At 71.5% G+C, this 22910-nt stretch carries 21 protein-coding genes; 3 read left to right on the top strand and 18 right to left on the bottom strand.

The genetic code is table 11. From position 1 onward, the window contains the following. Positions 1 to 137: 137 nt before the first annotated feature. The 8 genes from pyrF to pyrR form a co-directional block, all read right to left on the bottom strand. On the bottom strand, positions 138 to 974 hold the full coding sequence (pyrF, locus tag AC507J_RS17295) for an orotidine-5'-phosphate decarboxylase (RefSeq protein ID WP_496290177.1): 837 nt from the start codon (positions 972 to 974) through the stop codon (positions 138 to 140). Between the two features lie 74 nt (positions 975 to 1048). Continuing rightward, complete coding sequence (locus AC507J_RS17290; protein ID WP_496290176.1) at positions 1049 to 2323, bottom strand: adenosylmethionine--8-amino-7-oxononanoate transaminase; 1275 nt, start codon at positions 2321 to 2323, stop codon at positions 1049 to 1051. Positions 2324 to 2439: 116 nt separating this feature from the next. Beyond that, positions 2440 to 3465: a quinone-dependent dihydroorotate dehydrogenase gene (locus AC507J_RS17285; protein WP_496290175.1), complete on the bottom strand. Its 1026-nt coding sequence runs from the start codon at positions 3463 to 3465 to the stop codon at positions 2440 to 2442. After that, entirely contained in the window at positions 3462 to 6854 is a 3393-nt protein-coding gene (carB, locus tag AC507J_RS17280) for a carbamoyl-phosphate synthase large subunit (protein ID WP_496290174.1), read from the bottom strand. The genes AC507J_RS17285 and carB overlap by 4 nt, the downstream gene beginning before the upstream one ends. After that, positions 6847 to 8025, bottom strand: coding sequence for a glutamine-hydrolyzing carbamoyl-phosphate synthase small subunit (carA, locus tag AC507J_RS17275; protein ID WP_496290173.1), 1179 nt, complete (start codon positions 8023 to 8025; stop codon positions 6847 to 6849). The genes carB and carA overlap by 8 nt, the downstream gene beginning before the upstream one ends. Positions 8026 to 8080: 55 nt before the next feature. Then, positions 8081 to 9358, bottom strand: coding sequence for a dihydroorotase (locus AC507J_RS17270; RefSeq protein ID WP_496290172.1), 1278 nt, complete (start codon positions 9356 to 9358; stop codon positions 8081 to 8083). Further along, positions 9355 to 10281 (bottom strand): aspartate carbamoyltransferase catalytic subunit, encoded by a 927-nt coding sequence (locus AC507J_RS17265; RefSeq protein ID WP_496290171.1) that lies wholly within the window; start codon positions 10279 to 10281, stop codon positions 9355 to 9357. Before AC507J_RS17265 ends, AC507J_RS17270 begins: the two co-directional genes overlap by 4 nt. A 115-nt stretch (positions 10282 to 10396) precedes the next feature. Then, positions 10397 to 10981 carry a bifunctional pyr operon transcriptional regulator/uracil phosphoribosyltransferase PyrR gene (gene pyrR, locus AC507J_RS17260; protein WP_496290170.1) on the bottom strand — a complete coding sequence of 195 codons (585 nt, stop codon included), beginning with the start codon at positions 10979 to 10981 and terminating at the stop codon, positions 10397 to 10399. Positions 10982 to 11294: 313 nt separating this feature from the next. Here pyrR and bldD point away from each other — a divergent pair, with 313 nt between their 5' ends. Continuing rightward, complete coding sequence (gene bldD, locus AC507J_RS17255) at positions 11295 to 11783, top strand: transcriptional regulator BldD (RefSeq protein ID WP_007458348.1); 489 nt, start codon at positions 11295 to 11297, stop codon at positions 11781 to 11783. 90 nt (positions 11784 to 11873) lie between these two features. Here bldD and nusB read toward each other — a convergent pair whose 3' ends face one another. The 4 genes from nusB to aroB all read right to left on the bottom strand — a co-directional run bounded on the left by nusB (position 11874) and on the right by aroB (position 14736). Then, positions 11874 to 12284 carry a transcription antitermination factor NusB gene (gene nusB, locus AC507J_RS17250; protein ID WP_496290259.1) on the bottom strand — a complete coding sequence of 137 codons (411 nt, stop codon included), beginning with the start codon at positions 12282 to 12284 and terminating at the stop codon, positions 11874 to 11876. 23 nt (positions 12285 to 12307) lie between these two features. After that, the gene (gene efp / locus AC507J_RS17245; protein WP_341720362.1) at positions 12308 to 12865 is read right to left on the bottom strand and encodes an elongation factor P; all 558 of its coding nucleotides are present in this window, start codon (positions 12863 to 12865) and stop codon (positions 12308 to 12310) included. Between the two features lie 217 nt (positions 12866 to 13082). Next, positions 13083 to 13541, bottom strand: coding sequence for a type II 3-dehydroquinate dehydratase (gene aroQ, locus AC507J_RS17240; protein ID WP_496290169.1), 459 nt, complete (start codon positions 13539 to 13541; stop codon positions 13083 to 13085). 118 nt (positions 13542 to 13659) lie between these two features. Then, the gene (gene aroB, locus AC507J_RS17235) at positions 13660 to 14736 is read right to left on the bottom strand and encodes a 3-dehydroquinate synthase (RefSeq protein ID WP_496290168.1); all 1077 of its coding nucleotides are present in this window, start codon (positions 14734 to 14736) and stop codon (positions 13660 to 13662) included. Positions 14737 to 14872: 136 nt separating this feature from the next. Between aroB and AC507J_RS17230 the strand changes: the two genes are divergently transcribed. After that, positions 14873 to 15421, top strand: a complete 549-nt coding sequence (locus AC507J_RS17230) for a DUF2243 domain-containing protein (protein WP_496290167.1) — start codon at positions 14873 to 14875, stop codon at positions 15419 to 15421. After that, on the top strand, positions 15418 to 16218 hold the full coding sequence (locus AC507J_RS17225; protein ID WP_496290166.1) for a cytochrome c oxidase assembly protein: 801 nt from the start codon (positions 15418 to 15420) through the stop codon (positions 16216 to 16218). Before AC507J_RS17230 ends, AC507J_RS17225 begins: the two co-directional genes overlap by 4 nt. 45 nt (positions 16219 to 16263) lie before the next feature. Here AC507J_RS17225 and AC507J_RS17220 read toward each other — a convergent pair whose 3' ends face one another. From AC507J_RS17220 to AC507J_RS17195, 6 genes are all read right to left on the bottom strand, one after another. After that, on the bottom strand, positions 16264 to 16779 hold the full coding sequence (locus tag AC507J_RS17220; RefSeq protein ID WP_496290165.1) for a shikimate kinase: 516 nt from the start codon (positions 16777 to 16779) through the stop codon (positions 16264 to 16266). Beyond that, the gene (aroC, locus tag AC507J_RS17215) at positions 16776 to 17954 is read right to left on the bottom strand and encodes a chorismate synthase (RefSeq protein ID WP_496290164.1); all 1179 of its coding nucleotides are present in this window, start codon (positions 17952 to 17954) and stop codon (positions 16776 to 16778) included. Before aroC ends, AC507J_RS17220 begins: the two co-directional genes overlap by 4 nt. Before the next feature lie 132 nt (positions 17955 to 18086). Then, a complete protein-coding gene (gene npdG, locus AC507J_RS17210) occupies positions 18087 to 18767 on the bottom strand; it encodes an NADPH-dependent F420 reductase (RefSeq protein ID WP_496290163.1) in 681 nt (226 codons plus the stop codon). Between the two features lie 31 nt (positions 18768 to 18798). Further along, on the bottom strand, positions 18799 to 19506 hold the full coding sequence (locus AC507J_RS17205; protein ID WP_496290162.1) for a TetR/AcrR family transcriptional regulator: 708 nt from the start codon (positions 19504 to 19506) through the stop codon (positions 18799 to 18801). Positions 19507 to 19577: 71 nt separating this feature from the next. Beyond that, the gene (locus tag AC507J_RS17200; RefSeq protein WP_496290161.1) at positions 19578 to 21002 is read right to left on the bottom strand and encodes an amidase; all 1425 of its coding nucleotides are present in this window, start codon (positions 21000 to 21002) and stop codon (positions 19578 to 19580) included. After that, complete coding sequence (locus AC507J_RS17195) at positions 20999 to 22906, bottom strand: dipeptide ABC transporter ATP-binding protein (protein WP_496290160.1); 1908 nt, start codon at positions 22904 to 22906, stop codon at positions 20999 to 21001. The genes AC507J_RS17200 and AC507J_RS17195 overlap by 4 nt, the downstream gene beginning before the upstream one ends. Between the last annotated feature and the right edge of the window lie 4 nt (positions 22907 to 22910).

Raw genomic sequence — 22910 nt, 5'->3', positions numbered from 1 at the left:
ACGCTCCGCCGCATCTGTGAAACGTGGTGTCGCTGTGAACCAATGGGTTCCCAGCGCGGGGAAAACTAGCGGTCAACGGAGCTTTCGGCAACGTGGGCGCGCGACCATCACCACAAAGTGACCGACCCGTCAGTCAGTCATGACATCGCCAGGGCGGCCCGACAGTCGGCCACCGCGCGGTCCGCAGCGGCCCGCAGGGCCGCCGGGTCCGGCCCCGCGCCGAGCACCTCGCGGGAGTACGACGGCAGCACCGAGGGCAGTGCCGGACCGAACACCACCCGCAGATCCGCCGCCGTGCCACCCTGCGCTCCGAGGCCCGGCGCGAGCAGCGGACCGTTCACCGCCGAGAGGTCGCAGCCGGTCTCGCCGACCGTCGCACCGATCACCAACCCGATGCTTCCGAGGGGCTCCGCACCCGCGTTGAGCTGGGAAACCTCGTCGATCACCAGCTGCGCGACGCTGCGCCCGTCGGCGGCTCGGGCCCGCTGGACCGAGGCGCCCTCGGGGTTGGAGGTGAGCGCCAGGACGAAGACTCCGCCCCCGTGTTCGGCGGCCAGTTCGAACATCGGAGCGAGCGAGCCGACCCCCAGGAAAGGGCTTGCGGTGATCGCGTCGACATACATGGGACTGGATGGCTCAAGGTATGCCGAGGCGTACGCGCGGACCGTCGATCCGATGTCGCCGCGCTTGACGTCGAGGAGAACGAGCGAGCCGCGTTCCCGTAACTGTCGGATAGTTGACTCAAGAACCGCCAGCCCTTGGGACCCGAATCGCTCGAAGAACGCCGACTGGGGCTTGACCACCGCAACCCGGTCACCGAGGGCGTCCACGACGGTCCGGGCGAACCGGCTCAGCCCGTCGACATCGTCGGCGAGGCCCCAGCGGCCCAGCAGTCCGGGATGCGGATCGATCCCGACGCAGAGCGGTCCCCGCTCACTGACGGCCCGATGCAGTCGGGCGCCGAAGCTCTCCATTCGGCCAGTGCCTCCTCATTACTCAACTTGCGCTGTTCGCCTACTCAATCCAGACCGAAATGCTGTCTGATTACTCAGCCCGTCTTGACCGCCGCCGCGATTCCCGCCGCGATCAGCGCCAGGTCGGCGTCGTCGGTGACGTACGGCGGCATCGTGTAGACCAGATCCCGGAACGGGCGCAGCCACACCCCCTGGGCCACCGCAGCTGCCGTGGCCGCCGCGATGTCCACCTGATGATCGAGCTGCACCACGCCGATCCCGCCGAGGACCCGCACGTCCACCACGCCCGGCAACGGCCGCAGCGGCTCCAGGCCGGCCCGCAGACCCCGCTGGAGCCTCGACACCTGGGCGGCCCACTCCCCGTCCCGCAACAGGCCCAGGGAGGCGTTGGCGACCGCGCAGGCGAGCGGGTTGCCCATGAACGTCGGCCCGTGCGCCAGCACCCCTCCCGACCGGATGCCCCGCGCGATCTCCGCTGTGGCGAGGGTGGCGGCGAGGGTCAGGTAGCCACCGGTGAGTGCCTTGCCGACGCACATCACGTCCGGGGCGACCCCGGCGTGCTCGGCGGCGAACATCGTCCCGGTGCGGCCGAAGCCGGTGGCGATCTCGTCGAAGATCAGCAGCACGCCGTGGGCGCTGGTCACCTCGCGCAGCACCCGCAGGTAGTGCGGGTGGTGGAAGCGCATCCCACCGGTCCCCTGCACCACCGGCTCGACGATCACCGCCGCCAGTTCGTCGGCGTGCCGCTCGACCGCCTCGACCAGCGCCGCCTCGTACGCCGGATCCGGTGTGGACCCGTGGTCGGCCGGTGGCATCGGGGCGAAGATCTGCCGGGGCAGCACGTCCCGCCAGAGGTGGTGCATCCCGCCCTCGGGATCACAGACGCTCATCGGGTGGAAGGTGTCGCCGTGGTAGCCGCCCCGCCAGGTGCCCAGCCGGCGACGCTGCGGCCGGCCGACGGCCCGCTGGTACTGGAGGCACATCTTGACCGCGACCTCGACGCTCACCGAGCCGGAGTCGGCCAGGAACACGTGCTCCAACCCGTCCGGCGCCAACTCGACAAGGGTGCGGGCCAACTCCACGGCGGGCGCGTGGGTCAGCCCGCCGAACATCACGTGGCTCATCCGGCCGAGCTGGTCGGTCACCGCCGCGTCCAGCACCGGATGCCGGTAACCGTGGATCGCCGCCCACCAGGACGACATCCCGTCCACCAGCTCACGCCCGTCGGCCAGCCGCAGCCGTACCCCCTCGGCGCTCTCCACCAGATAGGGCGGCACAGCCGGTGGCAGCGCGGCGTACGGATGCCAGACGTGCGCGGCGTCAGCCGCCAGAATCTCCTCAGCCCGCACCCCGCCGCCCCCTTCCCGCGATCTTGCACATTTGGTCGCCGTTATGCCCCATATGCCCTTTTCATCCCGACATAAAGTCCATGATCGCGGAGAGGGTCGCGGTGTGGGTGGGGCGGTCAGGGGGGAGAGGTGTGGCGGATCGCGCGGGCGACCGCGCGGGGCAGGGCGGGGCCGCGGTAGATGAAGCCGGTGTAGAGCTGCACCAGGCTGGCACCGGCGTCGAACATCCGGGCGGCGCCGTCCGGGTCGACGATGCCGCCCACCCCGACGATCGGCAGCCGCCCGCCGGTCTCGGCGTGCACGAAGGAGACCACCTGCCGGGCCCGATCGGCAAGCGGACGGCCGGACAGGCCACCGGCCTCACCGGCGCGTGGCCGGTCGGCCGGGGCGAGCCCGTCCCGACCCAGGGTGGTGTTCGTGGCGATCACCCCGGCCGCGCCCCGGGCCAGGCACACCTCCAACAGCTCGGCGATCGCCGGTTCGGTGAGGTCCGGGGCGATCTTCACAAGCACCGGCTTCTCCCCCACCAACGCGGCCAGCAACGCGTCCAGGTGCTCGCGGTCCTGGAGGGCGCGCAGCCCCGGTGTGTTCGGCGAGGAGACGTTCACCGCGAAGTAGTCGCCGTGCCCGCGCAGCGCCCGGTACGACGCGCGGTAGTCCTCCACCGCGTCCTCCAGCGCCGTCACCTTGGACTTACCGAGCGAGATCCCGAGCGGTACGCCGAGCGGGCGGCGCAACCCCGCCAGCCGCGCCGCCAGCGCCGCGGCACCGGCGTTGTTGAAGCCCATCCGGTTGATCACTGCCTCGCTGTCCGGCAGCCGGAACAGCCGCGGCCGGGGGTTACCCGGCTGCGGATGCGCGGTGACCGTGCCGACCTCCACGAAGCCGAAGCCCAACGCGGGCCAGGCCGGCAGCGCCACCCCGTCCTTGTCCATCCCGGCGGCCAGCCCGACCGGGTTGGGAAACCGCACCCCGAACACCGTGCGGGGCGCCGCCACCGCGTAGCGGGCCCGCACCGCCGCCAACGCGACCGGCCGGCCGGCGAGCGCCGACAACCGCCGCAGCGTCCACTCGTGCGCCGCCTCGGCGTCGCCGCCGCCGATCCGGAACAGCCCGCGCCGTACCGTCCGCTCGAACATCACACCCGCGCCCGCAGCGTGGCGTGCAGATCCTGGAGCGGGCGTACCTGCATGTCGCCCCGGATGCGGGCCTCGATGCCCATCACCGCGGCGGCGGCACCGGGCACGGTGGTGATGCACGGAATGTCCGCAGTCACCGCGGCGCTGCGGATCTCGTAGCCGTCGGAGCGGGCGCTGGCCCCGGAGCCCTGCGGAGTGTTGATCACCAGGGCGACGTGGCCGCCGAGAATCAGCGAGACCGCGTCGTCGTCGGAGCCGGCCTCGTAGTGCTTGGGCACCTGCTCGCAGGCGATGCCGTGCCGGCGCAGCACCTCGGCGGTGCCGCTGGTCGCGACGATCTCGAAGCCCAGGTCGGCCAGGCGCTTCACCGGGAAGATCATCCCGCGCTTGTCCCGGTTCGCCACCGAGACGAAGATCCGACCCGAGGTCGGCAGCGAACCGTACGCCGCCGACTGCGACTTGGCGAAGGCGTGCCCGAAGGCGGTGTCGATGCCCATCACCTCCCCGGTCGACTTCATCTCCGGGCCGAGCAGCGAATCCACCCCCTTGCCGGCGGGCGTGCGGAACCGCTTGAACGGCAGCACCGCCTCCTTGACCGCGATCGGCGCGTCCGGCGGCAGCGTGCCGCCGTCCCCGGTGGCCGGCAGCAGCCCCTCGTCGCGCAGTTCGGCGACGGTCGCGCCGAGCGCGATCCGGGCCGCCGCCTTGGCCAGCGGCACCGCCGTGGCCTTGGAGACGAACGGCACGGTACGCGAGGCGCGCGGATTGGCCTCCAGCACGTACAGCGTGTCGTCCTTCAGCGCGTACTGCACGTTGAGCAGGCCGCGTACGCCGATGCCGCGGGCGATCGCCTCGGTGTACCGGCGGACCTGGGCCACGTGCGAACTGGCCAGGGTGATCGGCGGCAACGCGCAGGAGGAGTCGCCGGAGTGGATGCCGGCCTCCTCGATGTGCTCCATGATCCCGCCGAGGTAGACCTCACCGTCGGCGTCGCAGAGCGCGTCCACGTCGATCTCGATGGCGTCATCGAGGAACCGGTCCACCAGCACGGGGTGGTCCGGCGAGATGTCGGTGGCCCGGCCGATGTAGTCACGCAGTGTGACGTCGTCGTAGACGATCTCCATGCCCCGTCCGCCCAGCACGTACGAGGGGCGGACCAGCACCGGATAGCCGATCTCCTCGGCGATCCCCTTCGCCTCCTCGTAGGAGGTGGCGGTGCCGTGGGCCGGGGCACGCAGACCGGCCCGGGCCAGCAGCGACCCGAACGCGCCGCGCTCCTCGGCCAGGTGGATCGACTCCGGTGAGGTGCCGACCACCGGCACCCCGGCGTCCTTGAGCCGCTGCGCCAGCCCGAGCGGGGTCTGCCCACCGAGCTGCACGATCACCCCGACCACACCAGGACCACCGGCGGCGCGGCCGGAGGAGTCCTCGGCGTGCCAGACCTCCAGCACGTCCTCGAAGGTCAGCGGCTCGAAGTAGAGCCGGTCGGCGGTGTCGTAGTCGGTGGAGACCGTCTCCGGATTGCAGTTGACCATGACGGTCTCGAAGCCGGCGCGGACGCCTGCCGCGCCGGACGCGGCGGCCGAGCCGAGCGGCGCGCTGCGCAGCGCCTGGACCGCGTGCACGCAGGAGTAGTCGAACTCGATGCCCTGCCCGATCCGGTTCGGCCCGGAACCGAGGATCAGCACCTTGGGCCGAGCCGAGCCGACCACCTCGGTCTCCGCGTCGTAGGACGAGTAGTGGTACGGCGTGGCGGCCTCGAACTCGGCCGCGCAGGTGTCCACGGTCTTGTAGACCGGCCGGATGCCGAGCCGGTGCCGCAGCGTCCGTACGCCGTCCTCGGCGGCCAGTTCCGGACGCAGCGCGGCCAGTTGGCCGTCGGAGAGACCGGCCCGCTTGGCCCGGCGCAGCAGGTCGGCGTCGAGCACCGGGGCGGCCGCGATCTCGGCGCGCAGCTCGACCAGGGCGGCGATCTGGTCCAGGAACCACGGGTCGATCCCGCCCGAGGCCGTGGCGACCTCGCCGATCGAGGCACCCAGCCGCAGCGCCCGCTCCACCGTGTAGAGCCGCCCGTCGTGCGGCGTACCCAGCGCGGCGAGGGTGTTCTCCTTCGTCGCGCCCGGCGGGTCCGCGACGGTCCAGAACCCGGCGGCCTTGGTCTCCATCGAGCGCATCGCCTTGTTCAGCGCCTCGGTGAAGTTGCGTCCCAGGCTCATCGCCTCGCCGACGGACTTCATCGTGGTGGTCAGCTCCGGGTCCGCGCCGGGGAACTTCTCGAACGCGAACCGGGGGATCTTCACCACCACGTAGTCAAGCGTCGGCTCGAACGCGGCAGGCGTCTTGAGCGTGATGTCGTTGGGGATCTCGTCGAGGGTGTAGCCGATGGCCAGCTTCGCGGCGATCTTCGCGATCGGGAAGCCGGTCGCCTTGGAGGCCAGCGCCGAGGAGCGCGACACCCGGGGGTTCATCTCGATGACCACGATCCGCCCGTCGGCCGGGTTGACCGCGAACTGGATGTTGCAGCCACCGGTGTCCACCCCGACCTCGCGCAGTACCGCGATGCCCAGGTCACGCAGGCGCTGGTACTCCCGGTCGGTGAGCGTCATGGCCGGCGCCACGGTCACGCTGTCGCCGGTGTGCACGCCCATCGGGTCGAGGTTCTCGATCGAGCAGACCACCACCACGTTGTCGTGGCGGTCCCGCATGAGTTCGAGTTCGTACTCCTTCCAGCCGAGCACGCTCTCCTCGATCAGCACCTCGTGCACCGGGCTCGCGGCCAGCCCGGCACCGGCGATGCGCTCCAGGTCGGCGTCGGTGTGCGCCATGCCCGAACCGAGGCCACCCATGGTGAACGACGGCCGGATCACCACCGGCAGGCCCAGCTCGGCTACGGTCTCCCGGACCTCGTCCATCGAGTGGCACACCCGCGAACGAGGCACCAGGCTCGCCGGGTCCTCGATCCCGATCCGTACCCCGGCCTTGGCGACGATCTCCTTGAACAGCTGCCGGTCCTCGCCGCGGCGGATCGCGTCGATGTCGGCGCCGATCAGCTCGACGCCGTACTTGTCCAGCACGCCGGCCTCGTGCAGCGCGACCGCGGTGTTCAGCGCGGTCTGCCCGCCGAGGGTGGGCAGTACGGCGTCCGGCCGTTCCTTGGCGATGACCAGCTCGACGAACTCCGGGGTGATCGGCTCGACGTAGGTGGCGTCGGCGTACTCCGGATCGGTCATGATCGTGGCCGGGTTCGAGTTGACCAGGCTGACCCGGATCCCCTCGTTACGCAGCACCCGGCACGCCTGGGTGCCGGAATAGTCGAACTCGCACGCCTGCCCGATGACGATCGGCCCGGAGCCGATCACCAGGATGTGCTTCAGATCGCTCCGCTTAGGCATTCGCGCGCCCCTCGCTGTGGGTCCGGTCGCGCTGCGCCCGGCCCTCGATCAACTCCGCGAAGCGGTCGAAGAGGTAGTCCGCGTCGTGCGGACCGGCCGCCGCCTCCGGGTGGTACTGGACGGTGAAGGCGGGCACGTCCCGGGCCCGCAACCCCTCGACCACGTTGTCGTTGAGGCAGAGATGGCTTACCTGTACGCCGCCGAACTCGGTCTCGATCACCTGGTCCGGGACCAGCGCGCCCGGCCGCACTCCCGGCACCTCGACGGCGAAGCCGTGGTTGTGGCTGGTCACCTCCACCTTGCCGGTGACCCGGTCGAGCACCGGCTGGTTGATCCCCCGGTGGCCGTAGCCGAGCTTGTAGGTGCCGAAGCCGAGCGCCCGACCGAGGATCTGGCTGCCGAAGCAGATGCCGAAGAGCGGCACCTGCCGGCGCAGCACCTCACGGGCCAGCTTGACCGGCGCGTCGGCGGTGGCCGGGTCGCCCGGCCCGGGCGAGAAGAAGACCGCGTCCGCGCCGGTGGCCAGCAGATCCTCGATGGTCGAGCCGGCCGGCAGGACGTGGGTGGTCACGCCACGGGCGGCGAGCCGACGCGGCACGTTGCGCTTGATGCCCAGGTCGAGGGCGGCGACGGTGAACCGGTGCTCCCCCTCGGCGGCCACCACGTACGGCGCCGCGGTGGTCACCTCGGCGGAGAGGTCCGCGCCGACCATCTGCGGCGACTGGCGTACCCGGGCCAGCAGCGCGCGCGGGTCGTCGTCGACGCTGGAGATGCCGACCCGCATCGCGCCGCGCTCACGCAGGTGCCGGGTCAGCGCCCGGGTGTCCACCCCGCTGATGCCGACGATGCCCTCGGTGGCGAGCCGGTCCTCCAGCCCGCCGGTGGCCCGCCAGTTCGAACTCCGCCGGGCCGGGTCACGCACCACGTAACCGGCCACCCAGATCCGCCGCGACTCGTCGTCCTCGCCGTTCACCCCGGTGTTGCCGATGTGCGGGGCGGTCTGCACCACCACCTGGCGGTGGTACGACGGGTCGGTGAGCGTCTCCTGGTAGCCGGTCATCCCGGTGTTGAAGACCGCCTCGCCGAAGGTCTCGCCGACGCTGCCGTACGCCTCGCCCTGGAACGTACGCCCGTCCTCGAGGACGAGAATCGCTTGACGCCTACGGCTCATGCCCTGCCTCCGATCCGGACTGCGACGCTCCGCTGGGCTGCGCTCCTCGTTCGGATCACTTCACTGCCTTTCCGTCGAGCACCGTCGCCTCGCCACGCAGGAAGGTCGCCACGATGCGACCGGGCAGCGTCATCCGGGCGTACGGGGTGTTGCGGCTGCGACTGGCCGACTCCGCCGGGTCGATCACCCGGCGGGCCGCCGGGTCGACCAGGGTCAGGTTGGCCGGCGCGCCGGGGGCGGGATCCTGGCCGTGCTCGGTCAGCCCGGCGATCCGGGCCGGGGTGCGGGACATCCGCTCGGCGATCAGGTCCCACTCGGGACCGAGCACGTCGAGCGCGATCGACAGCGCCGTCTCCAGCCCGAGCATGCCCGGCCGGGCGTACGCCCACTCACACTCCTTGTCCTCCACGGCGTGCGGGGCGTGATCGGTGGCGATGATGTCGATCACCCCGTCGACAAGCGCGCCACGCAGCGCGGCGATGTCGGTGGCGGTACGCAGCGGCGGGTTGACCTTGAACACCGGGTCGTAGCTCTCGGCCCGGGTGTCGGTGAGCAGCAGGTGGTGCGGGGTCACCTCGGCGGTGACCCGGATCCCCCGCGCCTTGGCCTGGCGCAACAGATCGACGCTGCCGGCCGTGGAGACGTGGCAGACGTGCAGCCGGCTACCGACGTGCTCGGTCAGCAGCACGTCCCGGGCGATGATCGCTTCCTCGGCCACCGCCGGCCAGCCGGTCAGGCCCAGCCGCGTCGAGACCTCGCCCTCGTGCATCTGCGCACCCTCGGTGAGCCGGGGCTCCTCGGCGTGCTGGGCGATGATCCCGTCGAACGCCTTGACGTACTCCAGGGCCCGGCGCATCAGCTTCGGGTCGGCGACGCAGTGCCCGTCATCGGAGAAGATCCGCACCCGTGCGGCGGAGTCGGCCATCGCGCCCAGTTCGGCGAGGCGCTCGCCGGCCAGGCCGACGGTGACCGCGCCGATCGGCTGCACGTCGACCAGGCCGGCCTCCCGGCCGAGCCGCCAGACCTGCTCCACCACGCCGGCGGTGTCCGCCACCGGCGAGGTGTTCGCCATCGCGCACACCGCGGTGTAGCCGCCCAACGCCGCCGCCCGGGAGCCGGTCTCCACGGTCTCGGCGTCCTCCCGGCCCGGCTCGCGCAGGTGCGTGTGCAGGTCCACCAGGCCGGGCAGGGCGACCAGCCCGTCGGCGTCGACCACCGTCGCGCCCGGCGCGGAGAGCCCCGCACCGGCCTCGGCGACGACGCCGTCGCGCAGCAGCAGGTCGGTCGGTGCGGCGCCGAGCACGCTGACGTTCCTGATCAGGTACGAGTTCACCGGTTGTTCCCCCCGAGCAGCAGGTAAAGGACGGCCATCCGGACGGAGACCCCGTTGGCGACCTGTTCAACGATGGTGGAGCGGGGCGAGTCGGCCACCTCCGGGGTGATCTCCATGCCCCGGTTCATCGGGCCGGGATGCATCACGATCGCGTGGCCCGGCATCCGGCGCATCCGCGCGCCGTCCAGGCCGTACCGGCGGGCGTACTCGCGGGCGGACGGGAAGTACGAGTCGGTCATCCGCTCCCGCTGCACCCGCAGCATCATCACCACGTCCGCCGAGGGCAGCACCGCGTCCAGGTCGTAGCAGACGTCGGTGCCGGGCGCGAGCGCCGCGGCGATGTCGACCGGAATCAGGGTGGGCGGCCCGACCAGGGTGACCTTGGCACCGAGCGTGGAGAGCAGCAACACGTTTGAGCGGGCCACCCGGGAGTGCAGCACGTCACCGACCACCACGACCGAGAGGCCGGCCAGCCGGCCCAGCCGGGACCGCATCGTGTACGCGTCCAGCAGCGCCTGGGTGGGATGCTCGTGGGTGCCGTCACCGGCGTTGACCACCGAGCCGTCGACCCAGTCGGCGAGCCGGTGTGGTGCGCCCGACGCGGAGTGCCGCACGACGACCGCGTCGGCACCCATCGCCTGGAGGGTCAACGCGGTGTCCTTCAGGCTCTCGCCCTTCGCGACACTCGACCCCTTGGCGGAAAAGTTGATCACATCGGCGGAGAGCCGCTTGGCCGCCGCCTCGAAGGAGATACGGGTGCGGGTGGAATCCTCGTAGAAGAGGTTCACCACCGTCCGGCCGCGCAGTGCCGGCAGCTTCTTGACCTCGCGGCCGGCCACCGCGGCCATCTCCGCGGCGGTGTCCAGGATCTGGGTGGCGGTGTCGGCGTCGAGGTCGGCGCCGGAGAGCAGGTGCCTGATCACGGTTCCCGCCTTTCGTTCGCGACTGCGGGGCTCCGCTGCGCTGCACTCCTCGCGCTCACCGGTTCCCGCCTTTCGTTCGCGACTGCGGGGCTCCGCTGCGCTGCACTCCTCGCGCTCACAGCGCGGTCCCCCCGTGGAGCCGGACCTCGTCCGTACCGTCGGTCTCGGCCAGCGTCACCTTCACGTTCTCGGCGAGCGCGGTCGGAATGTTCTTGCCCACGTAGTCGGCCCGGATCGGCAACTGCCGGTGCCCCCGGTCGACCAGGACGGCGAGCTGCACGCAGGCCGGCCGGCCGAGGTCACCCAGCGCGTCCAGGGCGGCCCGCACCGTACGGCCGGAAAAGAGCACGTCGTCGACCAGGACCACCCGCATGCCGTCGATCCCGCCGGGCGGCAGTTGGGTGGGGCCGACCGCGCGGGTGGCGTGCCGGCGCAGGTCGTCGCGGTAGAGGGTGATGTCGAGCACACCGACCGGCACCGCGACGTCTTCGAAGGCGCTGATCCGGGCGGCGAGCCGGTGAGCCAGGGGGGCACCGCGGGTCGGGATGCCGAGCAACACGGTGTCGGCCGCGCCCTGGGTCTTCTCGAGAATCTGGTGCGCGATCCGGTCCACGACGCGCTGAACGTCAGCGCTGGTCAGGATCACCTTCACCGAGGGTTGTCGCGGCGGCGACGGACGGGCAGCCGATGGGTTGGCCACGGCAGACCTCCTTTCCCGCCTCACGGGACGGGTCGTTAAAGGACGTCGGATAGCTCCGGGCCGGTCGCGGGGCGGCCGGCAGAGGCTGCGGCCACGTTACCAGTGGTCGGCGTCGTGACCGGGGCCGGGCATGAGTGGCCCGGACCACGCCGGAGCGTCACCTGGACCGGGATCGATTCAGCAGGCGAAACGGGACAAGTCGCCCGCGGCGTCAACGGTAAGGTCACGACCACTTGACCAGGTGTGCGAATCCCCGTACCGTCACGCTCCGTAGCGATCGCTGGGAGAACCCCGAGCAGCACTGGGAGTGTCAATGCCCTCTGAATACGCCAAGTCTCTGGGCGCCCGCCTGCGCTCCATCCGCCAGCAGCAGGGCCTGTCCCTGCAGGGTGTGGAGGAGAAGTCGAACGGGCGCTGGAAGGCGGTGGTGGTCGGCTCGTACGAGCGCGGTGACCGGGCCGTCACGGTGTCCCGCCTGGCCGAGCTGGCCGAGTTCTACCGCGTACCGGTCTCGGAGCTGCTGCCCGACGGCAGCGGGGTGCGGCACGAGCCCACCAGCAAGATCGTGCTGGACCTGGAACGGCTCTACGACGAGGCCAGCGAGGACCTCGCCTACGTGGCTCGCTACGCCCGTGCCATCCAGCAGCAGCGCGGTGACTACAACGGGCGGGTGCTCTCGATCCGCGCCGACGACCTGCGCGCCCTCGCGATCGTCTACGACGCCTCGCCCTCCGGCCTGATCGAGCGGCTGACCGAGCACGGCGTGCTGGTCGCCGACCCCCGGGCGTTCTTCGCCAGCTGAGCAACGCAGCGAAAGGGCCCGTGCCGTTCCGGCACGGGCCCTTTATCTCGCTCGCGGGTGCCGGCCGACGGGAGCAGCCCCGCCGACGGCTCAGCGGGTGGCGTACTCGGCGATCCGGCCGAGCAACCCGTTGAGGAAACGGGGCGAATCGTCGGTCGACATCTGCCGAGCCAACTCGACGGCCTCGCTGATCGCCACCCCGTCGTCGATCTCGTCCAGGTAGAGCAACTCGTAGACGGCGATCCGGGCAAGGTTGCGGTCGACCACAGGCATCCGGTCCAGCGTCCAGCCCTCGGCGTAGCTGGCGATCAACTCGTCGATCCGGTCCAGGTGGCCGGCCACACCCTCGACCAGACCGACCGCGTAGCCCAGATGCTCGGGGCGTGGCGTGGCGATCCGCTCGACGTAGCCGGCGAGCACCTCGGCCGGTGGACGATCCCGCAGGTCGGCCTCGAAGAGCACGTCCAGCGCCCGCTTGCGCGCCTTGCGGCGCGCCGGCATCGGCTGCTTCGGACCCTCGGCCATCAGGCGCGGCCGAGGTAACGGCCGTCGCGGGTGTCGACCTTGATCTTCTCGCCGGTGGTGATGAAGAGCGGCACCTGCACGGTCGCGCCGGTCTCCACGGTCGCCGGCTTGTTGCCGCCGGTCGAGCGGTCGCCCTGCAGCCCCGGCTCGGTGTAGGTGACCTCCAGCACGACGGAGGTCGGCAGCTCGACGTAGAGCGGCACGCCCTCGTGCGTGGCCACGATCGCCTCGGCCTCGGGCAGCAGGTAGTTGGCCGCCTCGCCGACCGTCCCGCCCAGGACCGTGATCTGGTCGAACGTCTCCAGATCCATGAAGACGTAGTCCTCGCCGTCGGCGTAGAGGTACTGCATGGTGCGCTTGTCCACGGTCGCGGTCTCGACCTTGGTGCCCGCGTTGAAGGTCTTGTCGACCACCTTGCCGGAGAGCACGTTCTTCAGCGTGGTACGCACGAACGCACCACCCTTACCAGGCTTGACGTGCTGGAACTCGACGACGGACCAGAGCTCTCCGTCGAGGTTGAGTACCAGGCCGTTCTTCAGGTCATTGGTGGTGGCCATTTCCTGCCTTGATCATGATTTGGCGGACAGACCTGGCAAGTCTACTAGCCGCCGCCCGGCCCGCTTTCCGCCGCCGTCCGCCGGGCTCACCCGGCCCGCTTTCCGCCACCCTCCGCCGGGCTCACCCGGCCCGCTTTCCGCCACCCTCCGCCGGGCTCACCCCGCCGCGATCGGCTTCCGGCCGGCGCCCGCCATCACGGAGAGTCGCCGTAACGGATCATCCTGGCTGATCGGCGGGACCGGCGCGGCGCGCCAGGGCGGCGACGTGGTGCAGGGCGAGGCGGTAGCCGTCGACACCGAGGCCGCAGATCACTCCGGTGGCCACCGCCGAGATCACCGAGTGGTGCCGGAACTCCTCACGCGCGTGGATGTTGGAGAGGTGCACCTCCACCAGAGGCGCGCGCAGCAGCGCGCAAGCATCCCGTACGGCGATCGAATAGTGCGACCAGGCCGCCGGGTTGAGCACCACCGCGGCCCGCTCGTCCGCCGCGCCGTGCAGCCAGCCAATCAGCTCGTGCTCGGCGTCGGTCTGCCGGACGGTCACCTCCAGGCCGAGGTCACGTCCGGTCGACTCGCAGAGTTCAACCAGGTCGGCGTAGCTGGTGGCACCGTAGACATCGACCTGGCGGGTACCCAGCCGACCCAGATTCGGCCCGTTGAGCACGTACACCCTCACGCTGGGCCTACCTTCGTTCGCGACTGCGGGGCTCGCAAACCCGGCTCACTCCTCGCGCTCACTGGGCCTGCTTTCGTTCGCGACTGCGGGACTCGCAAACCCGGCTCACTCCTCGCGCTCACTGGGCCACCGCGCGGTAGGCCGCGTGCAGGAGCTCGTCGTCGGGGCCCGTCAGGATCGCCGGCCGGGCCAGCCCGTCGAGCACCACGAAGCGCAGGGTGCTGCCCCGGGCCTTCTTGTCGACCCGCATCGCGGCCAGCAACCGGGGCCAGGCCTCGGCCGGGTAGCCGGTCGGCAGGCCGAGCGCGGCGACCGCCTCGCGGTGCCGGCGCGCGGTGTCGGCGTCCAGCCGGCCGGCCAGCCGGGCCAGTTCAGCGGCGTACACCAGGCCGACCGCGACGGCGTGACCGTGCCGCCAGCGGTAGTCCTCCACCTTCTCGATCGCGTGCGCGAGGGTGTGCCCGTAGTTCAGCACCTCCCGTACCCCCGATTCGCGGAGGTCACCACCGACCACATCGGCCTTGACCCGGACCGCCCGCTCGATCAGCTCCCGGACCACCGGCCCGGACGGGTCGGTGGCCGCCGCCGGGTCCCGCTCGAAAAGTTCGAGGATGACGGGGTCGGCGATGAACCCGCACTTGACCACCTCGGCCAGGCCGGCGGCCAGGTCCGCCGGGGGCAGGGTGTCCAGGGTGGCAAGGTCGGCCAGCACGCCGACCGGCGGGTGGAAGGCGCCGACGAGGTTCTTGCCGGCCGAGGTGTTGATCCCGGTCTTGCCGCCCACCGCCGCGTCCACCATGCCGAGCAGCGAGGTGGCCACCGGCACCCAGCGCACCCCACGCAACCAGCAGGCGGCCACGAACCCGGCCAGGTCGGTCACCGCGCCGCCGCCCAGCCCGACCACCGCGTCGGTACGGGTGAACCCGGCCGCCCCCAGCCGGTCCCAGCACTGCGCCGCCACCTCGACGTGCTTACCGGCCTCGGCGTCCGGCACCTCGATCGACAGCGGTGTCATCCCGGCCCCGGCCAGCCGGGCACCGATGGCGTCGGCCAGTCCCTTCAGCGGCGGGGCGTGCAGCACCGCCACCCGGGTCGCATCGGGCAACAGGCCGGGCAGTGTGTCGAGCAGATCGCGTCCGACCAGCACGTCGTACGGCCGTTCGCCGCCGACCGGGATCCGGGTCACCTCGTCCATCGCCGGGAGCCTAGCCCACCGACCGCCGTCCGGGGCGGCACCACCCACCGCGCGCCCGAGGGCTGGAACGCAGGTTTACCGCCTCGTGGAACGGGCACGGGCAGCCAGGATCACCGTACGGAGCAAGGGGACGCCCATGGGGCAGCGGACAATCGACGGCGCAGACATCCGGCTGCCGGCCACCATCCTCGGCGTCGGTCTCGGCGGCTTCGTCGACGGCATCCTGCTGCACCAGGTCTTCCAGTGGCACCACATGCTCAGCAGCACCGGCAACGACAACATCGGGGTACGCGAGTACCCGGTGGACACCGTCGCGGGACTTCAGATGAACACCCTCTGGGACGGCCTGTTCCACGTGGTGACCTGGGTGGCGGTGCTGACCGGCCTGGCGATGTTGTACGCCCGGGTGACCCGATCCCGGGGCCAACTCTGGCGCTCGCCGATGCTGTGGGGCTGGGTCCTGGTCGGCTGGGGACTGTTCAACCTGGTCGAAGGCATCATCGACCACCACATCCTGGGCATCCACCACGTTCGTCCCGGGGAGCACCAGCTCTGGTGGGATCTCGGCTTCCTCGCGCTGGGCGTCCTGCTGATCATCGTCGGCTGGCTTGTGCAGCGCCGCGCCACCGCCGTGGACGTCTGCGCCGACAAGGAGCCGACGCCGACCCGGGGGCGACCCGGGTGAATCTCGCCCTGGTCTCGGCGCACGGCACCGAGCACGGCACGACCGTCGGTCCGGCACTGCTGGTACCCCTGCTGGCCGGCTGGCTCTACCTGGCCGCCGCGCTGCGGCAGCGCGCCCCGGACCGGGCCGGCTGGAGCCACTGGCGAACGGCGGCCTTCGCCGTCGGATGCGCCCTGCTCGCCGTCGCCCTGCTGCTGCCGGTGGACGGGTTCGCCGCGCACATGTGGCAGCACCTGCTGCTCGGCATGCTGGCCCCGCTGGGGCTGGTGCTCGGCGCGCCAGGCATCCTGGCGTTGCGTACCGTCGACCGGCGGGCCGGTCGGGCGGCGCTGCGGGTGCTGCGCCATCCGGCGGTGCGGGTGCTCACCCACCCGGCCACCGGGCTGCTGCTCACCGCCGGCGGGCTCTGGCTGCTCTACCTCACGCCGCTGTACCGCGCCACCCTCGCCAGCCCGGCACTGCACGACCTGGTCAACCTGCACTTCCTGCTCAGCGGCTTGCTGTTCACCTGGTCGATCGCCGGGCCGGAACCCGCCGCGCACCGACCCCGGGTCCCGGTCCGGCTGGTGGTGCTCGGGATCGCGGTGGCCGCCCACGCCGGCCTGGCCCAACTCCTGTACGCGGGGCTGCTCGTCGATGTGCCGGCCCCGCCGGACCAGCTCCGCGCCGGCGCCACGGTCATGTATTACGGCGGCGATCTCGCCGAGCTCCTGCTCGCGCTCGCGCTCTTGATCAGCTGGCGCCCGCAGCCGCGGCAACGCCCCGCGCCGGCTGCCGCGCTCACCGCCAACTGTTAACAAGGGGCCCCTGCTATACCGGAGGCGTTAACAAGGGGCCCTTCCTTACACCGCAACCAGGGTGGCGATCTCTGCGGCGATGTCTTCGGGGGTGCGGCCGTCGGTCTGCACGGTGACGGTGGCGACCTCGGCGTAGAGCGGGCGGCGCTGGTCCATCAGGTGCTTGAGGGTAGCGCGGGGGTTGATCGCCAGCAGTGGCCGGCCGACCCCGAGCCCGACCCGCCTCACCGCGTCGGGCAACTCGACCGAGAGGTGCACCACCCGGTGGCCGATCAGGGCGGCGCGATTCTCCTCGGCCAGCACCGCGCCGCCGCCGAGGGCGAGCACCCCGGTGCAGGAGGCCAGCGCCGCGGCGACCGCCGCCCGTTCGAGGGCGCGGAAGTGCTCCTCCCCCTCGTCGATGAAAATCTCCGGGATCGGCTTGCCGGCGAGGAGTTCGATGTCGGTGTCGGTGTCCCGGAACTCGACGCCGAGCGCCACCGCCAGGGCATGCCCGACGGTGGTCTTGCCCGAGCCGGGCGCGCCGACCAGCACGCAGACCGGGCGGGTGGCACCGGTCACCGGATCACCAGCGCGTCGAGGTAGCCGGTCAGGTTGCGGCGGATCTCGGTGACCGAGTCGCCGCCGAACTTCTCCACCGCCGCCTCGGCCAGCACCAGCGCCACCATCGCCTCGGCGACGACGGCGGCCGCGGGCACCGCGCAGACGTCGGAACGCTGGTTGATCGCGGTGGCCGGCTCGCCGGTGGTGATGTCCACCGTGGCCAGGGCCCGGTTCAGCGAGGAGATCGGCTTCATCGCGGCCTTGACCCGCAGCGGCTCGCCGGTGGTGATGCCGCCCTCCAGGCCACCGGCCCGGTCGGTGACCCGGCGGACCCCGGTGGCGGTGGGGATGATCTCGTCGTGCGCCTCGGAACCCCGGGACCGGGCCTGCTGCCAGCCGTCGCCGATCTCCACACCCTTGATCGCCTGGATCGACATCAGCGCGGTGGCCAGCCGGGCGTCGAGTTTACGGTCCCACTGCACGTGGCTGCCCAGGCCCGGCGGTACGCCGTACGCCAGCACCTCGACCACACCGCCGAGGGTGTCGGCGGCCTTCTTCGCGGCATCGACCTCGGCGACCATCCGGGCGCTGGCCTCCGGGTCGAGGCAGCGCAGCGGGTCGGCGTCGATCCGGGCGGCGTCCTCCGGGCGGGGCCGCAGCCCCGGCTTGACGGCGACCGGCCCCAACTCCACCACGTGCGAGACGATCTCGATGTCGAGCGCCTGCCGCAGCAGGGCCTTGGCCACCGTGCCGACGGCGACCCGGGCGGCGGTCTCCCGCGCGCTGGCCCGCTCCAGGATCGGCCGGGCGTCGGTGTGGCCGTACTTCTGCATGCCGGCCAGGTCGGCGTGGCCGGGCCGGGGTCGGGTGAGCGGCGCGTTGCGGGCCTGCCTGGCCAACTCGTCGGCGTCCACCGGGTCGGCGGCCATCACGGTCTGCCACTTCGGCCACTCGGAGTTGCCGACCCGGATGGCGACCGGGCTGCCCAGCGTCACCCCGTGCCGTAGGCCGCCGATGACCTCGATCTCGTCCTGCTCGAAGGACATCCGCGCACCCCGGCCGTAGCCGAGCCGGCGGCGGGCCAGCTCCCCGGCGATCTCGGTGGAGGTCACCTCGATGCCGGCCGGCACCCCCTCCAGCAACGCGACGAGGGCGGGCCCGTGCGATTCCCCTGCGGTCAACCAGCGCAACACAGCGGCCAGTCTGTCACGCCCGACCTCCGCCGCCCCGCACCGCCCGCCGCGTCCCGCCCAGCGGACGGCACCGACCGTTGATCAGTTGGGCCCGGGGTGGGCCTTGGCAGCCTGGTCATCGCTCCGGACCCGTCACACGTCGGTGATGCGGATCCCGGCGTGCGCCTTGTACCTGCGGTTGACGCTGATCAGATTGGCGGTGAGGGCCTCGATCTGGCTGGCGTTGCGCAGGCGTCCCCCGTAGATGCCGCGCACCCCGGGGATGGTGCCGGCGAGCTCCTGCACCAGGTCGGTCGCCGCGCGTACATCCCCGAGCACCAGCACGTCGGTGTCGACCGGGCTGCCCTCGGGATCGTCGAGCTTGACCGCACTCACGCTGTGGAAGGCGCCCACGACGATACTTTCCGGCAGCAGGGACTGCGCCTGCTGAGCTGCGGAGCCCTCGGCCGTCTCGATCGGGTAGGCACCCTGCTTGTCGAAGCCGAGCGGGTTGACGCAGTCGACCACGATCTTGCCACTCAGCGCGGTCGCGAGCCCTTTGAGCAGGTCCGCATGCCCCTCCCAGGGCACCGCCACCACCACGATGTCGCCGGCTGCGGCGGCACCGGCGTTGCCCTCGCCCGACACCGAGCCACCGGTCGCCTCCGCCAGCCGGGCGGCCGTATCGGCGGCACGTGCCGCATCACGGCTACCGATGACGACGGTCAGGCCAACGGCGGCGAACCGTCGGGCCAGGCCACGTCCCTGCGGACCGGTCCCACCCAGCACCGCGATGGTCCGGCCGGTAAGCGATTCGGGCAACGGGTCATGCATCGAGGGCACTCCTGACTAGGGGTTCAGCGAATCAGTTCCCTTGCGGGACGAGTTGGGTGACGCGCGCCACGAGGGCGTCGATCGCGAAGTCATAGGTTTCTCGAGCCGGGAGCAGGGCCAACTCGCCCGCCCACTCCACGACCAGCGGAAACTGGGTGACCGGCAGGGCTGCGTAGAAGTGCTCCTGCTGCCGGCGTAGTTCAAGCACCTCGGCTGTGGGCTCGCCACCCCAGGGGCGGGGTACGCGATAGGTCGTGTAGCCGATGGCGTGTTGGATCAGGAATCCGTAGCACTGGATCGCCAATGGCGCGGGCAGGCCGGCGTTCACCAGTCGGCGCAGCACCGACTCCATCGCCACCCGCAGCGAGTCCGGGCTGCGGGTGGTCCGGCTGGCAAGGAGCGCCACGACGCTCGGGTGCTCGCTCATCAGCTTCAGGAAGGCGTCGGCGACCGCCCGGATCGCCTCTTCGGGCGACTCGTCGGGAACGCTGGCCATGCGCAGGGTGCTCATGACATGGTCCGCGACCGCGTCGAGGAGATCCTCCTTGCTCCGGAAGTAGCCGTAGAGCGTCATCGCACCGACGTTCAGCCGGTTCGCCAGGCTGCGGATGGTGACCGCTTCCAGCCCGGTCGACGCGTCCGACATCTCAAGCGCTGCGGCTACGATGTCCGCCTTGCTCAGCTTGGCTCGCTTGGACGGTGGCCGCCGGTTCACCGGCTCACCCTTCACGGCTGGCATCGGACTCTGTCCTCCTACGTACGTGCTGCCCGGACCCGTTCGCCTTACCGCACCCTCCGCAGCTGACCTGCTCAACGGAATCGCGGCGCGATCGAGTTCCAGGGGCGGGCGGTCTCCACCTGGTGTGCCACGCGAAGTAGCAGGTCCTCGCGACCGAAATCGGCGACGAACTGCACTCCGAGTGGCAGCCCATTGTCCGTCACCGCTGCGGGAACCGACATGGCCGGCTGTCCGGTGGTGTTGAACGGCGCGGTGAAGGTCAGGACATCGACCGACTTCCTGAGGCCGTCCGGCTCGCGCCAGGGCCAGCCCACCTTCGGGGCCGGCGTCGAGAACACCGGACAGAGCAGCAGATCGTAGCTCTTCCACCAGCGTGCCATCCGCACCTTGAACCCCTGCTGCCAGGAGATCTCGTCGGCCAGTTCCACTGCGCTCAGTTGCCGGCCACGCTTCTCCCAGAAGCGCGTGATCGGGTCCAGGTCGTCGGGGCCGGGCGCGACGCCCACCTCCGCCGTCAGGTGATCCACCGACTGGGCGACGGTGACACTCAGCGTGTCGAAGAAGGCAGTCAGGACGTGCGGGTCGAACAGCTCAGCCGGGTGTGCTTCCTCCACCTGGTGACCCAGCGATTCCAGCAACACCGCCATCGACCCGACGGCGTCGCGCACCGGGCCCTCCACCTGAGGCGCGTACGCCGGCGCGGTCGCGACAAAACCGATGCGCAGGGGACGCGAATCGCGGTCGAGGACCGCCTCGGTCAGGTCTCCGTGCCGGAACGCGGGCAGCCGCGCGCTCCGGTTGGCGCGGTCGGCCAGGAACTCGACGACGGCTGCGGTGTCCCGGACGGTCCGGGTGACCACCGCCGGGACGCTGTGTCCCCACCGGTCGCCCTTCTCGATCCGGCCGGGCAGCAGACCATGGCTCGGTTTCAGCCCGACCAGGTGGCAGAAGGCCGCCGGCATCCGGATCGAACCGCCGCCGTCGCCGCCCTGACCCACGGCCACCATGCCCGAACTGACGACGGCCGAGGCGCCGCCCGACGAACCACCGGGCGTCCGGGTGAGGTCCCACGGGTTACGCGTCACGCCGTGCAGCTTCGTCTCGCTCACCGAGACGAGACCGAACTCCGGTGCCGCGGTCTGTCCCAGGACGATGAAACCGGCCTGGCGCAGCCGGCGTACCACCACCGAGTCCTCGGCGGCCGTCCGTCCCTTTCCAGCCAGGTAGAGCGAGCCGAGGTGCGCGGGGGCACCGGCGAGCGCGTCCATCGACTTGACCAGCGTCGGCACGCCGGCGAACGGACGGTCCGCGCAGCCGGTGACGAGTCTCGCCTCGTCGAGCGCCTGCTCGTAGCGCTTGTAGACGACCGCGTTCACCTCGCCGTCACGCTGCTCGATGGTGTCGATGGCAGCCGCCACCAACTCCTCGGCGCTCACCTCTCCCGCGCGGACGAGCCTCGCCTGCTCGTGTGCATCGAGATCCATGAGTCCGGTCATCGCGGTCCGCCCTCCCCGGTGGCGGCGCTGTGTGCCGCCGGAAAGTGGCAGGCCGCCTGCTGGCCGGGCCCGACCTCGGTAAGCGTCGGCACCTCGGTCCGGCAACGCGCCTCCGCCCGGGGGCAGCGCGGCGCGAAGGCGCAGGCGGCAGCGGCGTCGGTCGACGAGGTTCCGTTGCCCGCGGCACCGGAGCCACCCGCCCGCGCCGCTTCGCCGTCCCCGTCGTTGCGGTGCCGCGGGTCCGTCGACGGTACGGCGGCGATGAGCGTACGGGTGTACCAGTGTCGTGGGTTCGCGAAGAGGGTCGAGCTGTCACCCACCTCGACCACTCGACCGGCGTACATGACCGCGACCCGGTCGCTTACCTGCCGGACCACGGCGAGGTTGTGCGAGATGAACACGTAGGTGAGGTCGTGCTGGCTGCGCAGGCGGTCAAGCAGGTCCAGCACCTGCGCCTGCACCGAGACGTCGAGGGCGGAGGTGGGCTCGTCGAGGATGACGACGTCGGGCGACGAGCTGAGCGCCCGCGCGATCGCGATGCGCTGCTTCTGACCGCCGGAGAACTCGTGCGGCAGCCGGTTTCCGCACCCCTCGGGAAGGCCCACCTCGCGGAGCAGGTCGCGGACCCGGGCGTCGCCGTCGCTCCTGCTGACCTTGCCGGCGCGCATCGGCTCCCGGATCGAGGTGCGGACCTTCAATCGAGGGTTCAGCGAACCGGCGGGATGTTGGAAGACCATCTGCACGGCGGCCCGGAAACGTCGGGCCCGGGCACCCCGCAGCCTGGTGTAGTCGAGCCCGTCCATCGCCAACGCGCCCGTGCTCGGCTTGTCCAGGTGGACGAGCAACTTGGCAAGCGTGCTCTTGCCCGAGCCGGACTCACCCACGACGCCCAGCACCTCGCCCCGCTTGACGGCAAGCGAGACATCGCTGACAGCGGTGATGTGTCGTCCCTTCGAGCGGAATCGGCGCGTCACGCCGGTCACGGTCATCAGGTCGGTACGGCCGTCCGGATCGCTGTCGTCCGGCCGGCGCACCGGGCCGGCGTCGGCCTCGGTCCGCGCCGGCTCGGTGTCGAGGCTCGGCGCGGACTCCAGCAGTTTGCGGGTGTACGGCGTCTCCGGGCTGAGCAGCACCCGTTCGACGCTGCCCTGCTCGACCACCGCGCCGTCGAGCATCACCGCGACCCGGTCAGCGGTCTGGGCGATCACGCCCATGTCGTGGGAGATGAGGACGATTGCAACGTTGAGTTCGTCGCGGATGCGGCGGAACAGGCGCAGGATGCCCGCCTGGACCGTGACGTCGAGCGCGGTGGTGGGCTCGTCCGCGAGGAGGATCCGCGGCCGGCCGGCGAGCGCCAGCGCGATGGCGGCACGCTGGCGCAGCCCACCGGAGAGCTGATGCGGGTACTGCCGGGCACGCGTCTCGGGATCCGGCAGGCCCACCCGGGCCATCAGCTCCAGCACCTCCTTGCGGCACGGAGCACCCCGGAGGCGCTGGTGGCGCTTCACCACCTCGGCGATCTGGGCTCCGACGCGCATGCACGGATCCAGGGCACCCATGGCGTCCTGGAACACCATGGCGACGGAACTGCCACGCAGGGTGTTCAGCTGCCGGGTCGAGGCCGAGCGAATGTCCACCCCGCAGACATCGAACCGCTCGGCCTCGACCCGGGCGCTGCGCGGCAGCAGGCCGAGCGCGGCCATGGCGACCGTGCTCTTCCCGCTCCCGCTCTCGCCGATCAGTCCGACGATCTCGCCGGGTTCCACGCGAAGGGTCACGCCCTGGACGCTCGGTGCTGCCTCGCCGTACCCGACGGTCAGGTTTCTGATGTCGAGGAGCGGCAGCCGGGCGGCGGGGTCTTCAGGGCGGCCCAGCGTCGTGGCCGACGACGTCGTACTAGTCACGGCA

Source organism: Micromonospora sp. PRAS1, from assembly GCF_059553435.1.
Note: the sequence above shows the minus strand (reverse complement) of the source record. Positions and strands in the feature narration are given on the sequence as shown.

Coding starts and splice junctions, on each gene's coding strand:
- carA (WP_496290173.1), bottom strand. CDS start 8,025: ATGAGCCGTAGGCGTCAAGCGATTCTCGTCCTCGAGGACGGGCGTACG.
- npdG (WP_496290163.1), bottom strand. CDS start 18,767: ATGCATGACCCGTTGCCCGAATCGCTTACCGGCCGGACCATCGCGGTG.
- bldD (WP_007458348.1), top strand. CDS start 11,295: ATGCCCTCTGAATACGCCAAGTCTCTGGGCGCCCGCCTGCGCTCCATC.
- efp (WP_341720362.1), bottom strand. CDS start 12,865: ATGGCCACCACCAATGACCTGAAGAACGGCCTGGTACTCAACCTCGAC.
- nusB (WP_496290259.1), bottom strand. CDS start 12,284: ATGCCGGCGCGCCGCAAGGCGCGCAAGCGGGCGCTGGACGTGCTCTTC.
- AC507J_RS17200 (WP_496290161.1), bottom strand. CDS start 21,002: ATGACCGGACTCATGGATCTCGATGCACACGAGCAGGCGAGGCTCGTC.
- AC507J_RS17205 (WP_496290162.1), bottom strand. CDS start 19,506: ATGCCAGCCGTGAAGGGTGAGCCGGTGAACCGGCGGCCACCGTCCAAG.
- pyrF (WP_496290177.1), bottom strand. CDS start 974: ATGGAGAGCTTCGGCGCCCGACTGCATCGGGCCGTCAGTGAGCGGGGA.
- carB (WP_496290174.1), bottom strand. CDS start 6,854: ATGCCTAAGCGGAGCGATCTGAAGCACATCCTGGTGATCGGCTCCGGG.
- aroB (WP_496290168.1), bottom strand. CDS start 14,736: ATGGACGAGGTGACCCGGATCCCGGTCGGCGGCGAACGGCCGTACGAC.
- AC507J_RS17230 (WP_496290167.1), top strand. CDS start 14,873: ATGGGGCAGCGGACAATCGACGGCGCAGACATCCGGCTGCCGGCCACC.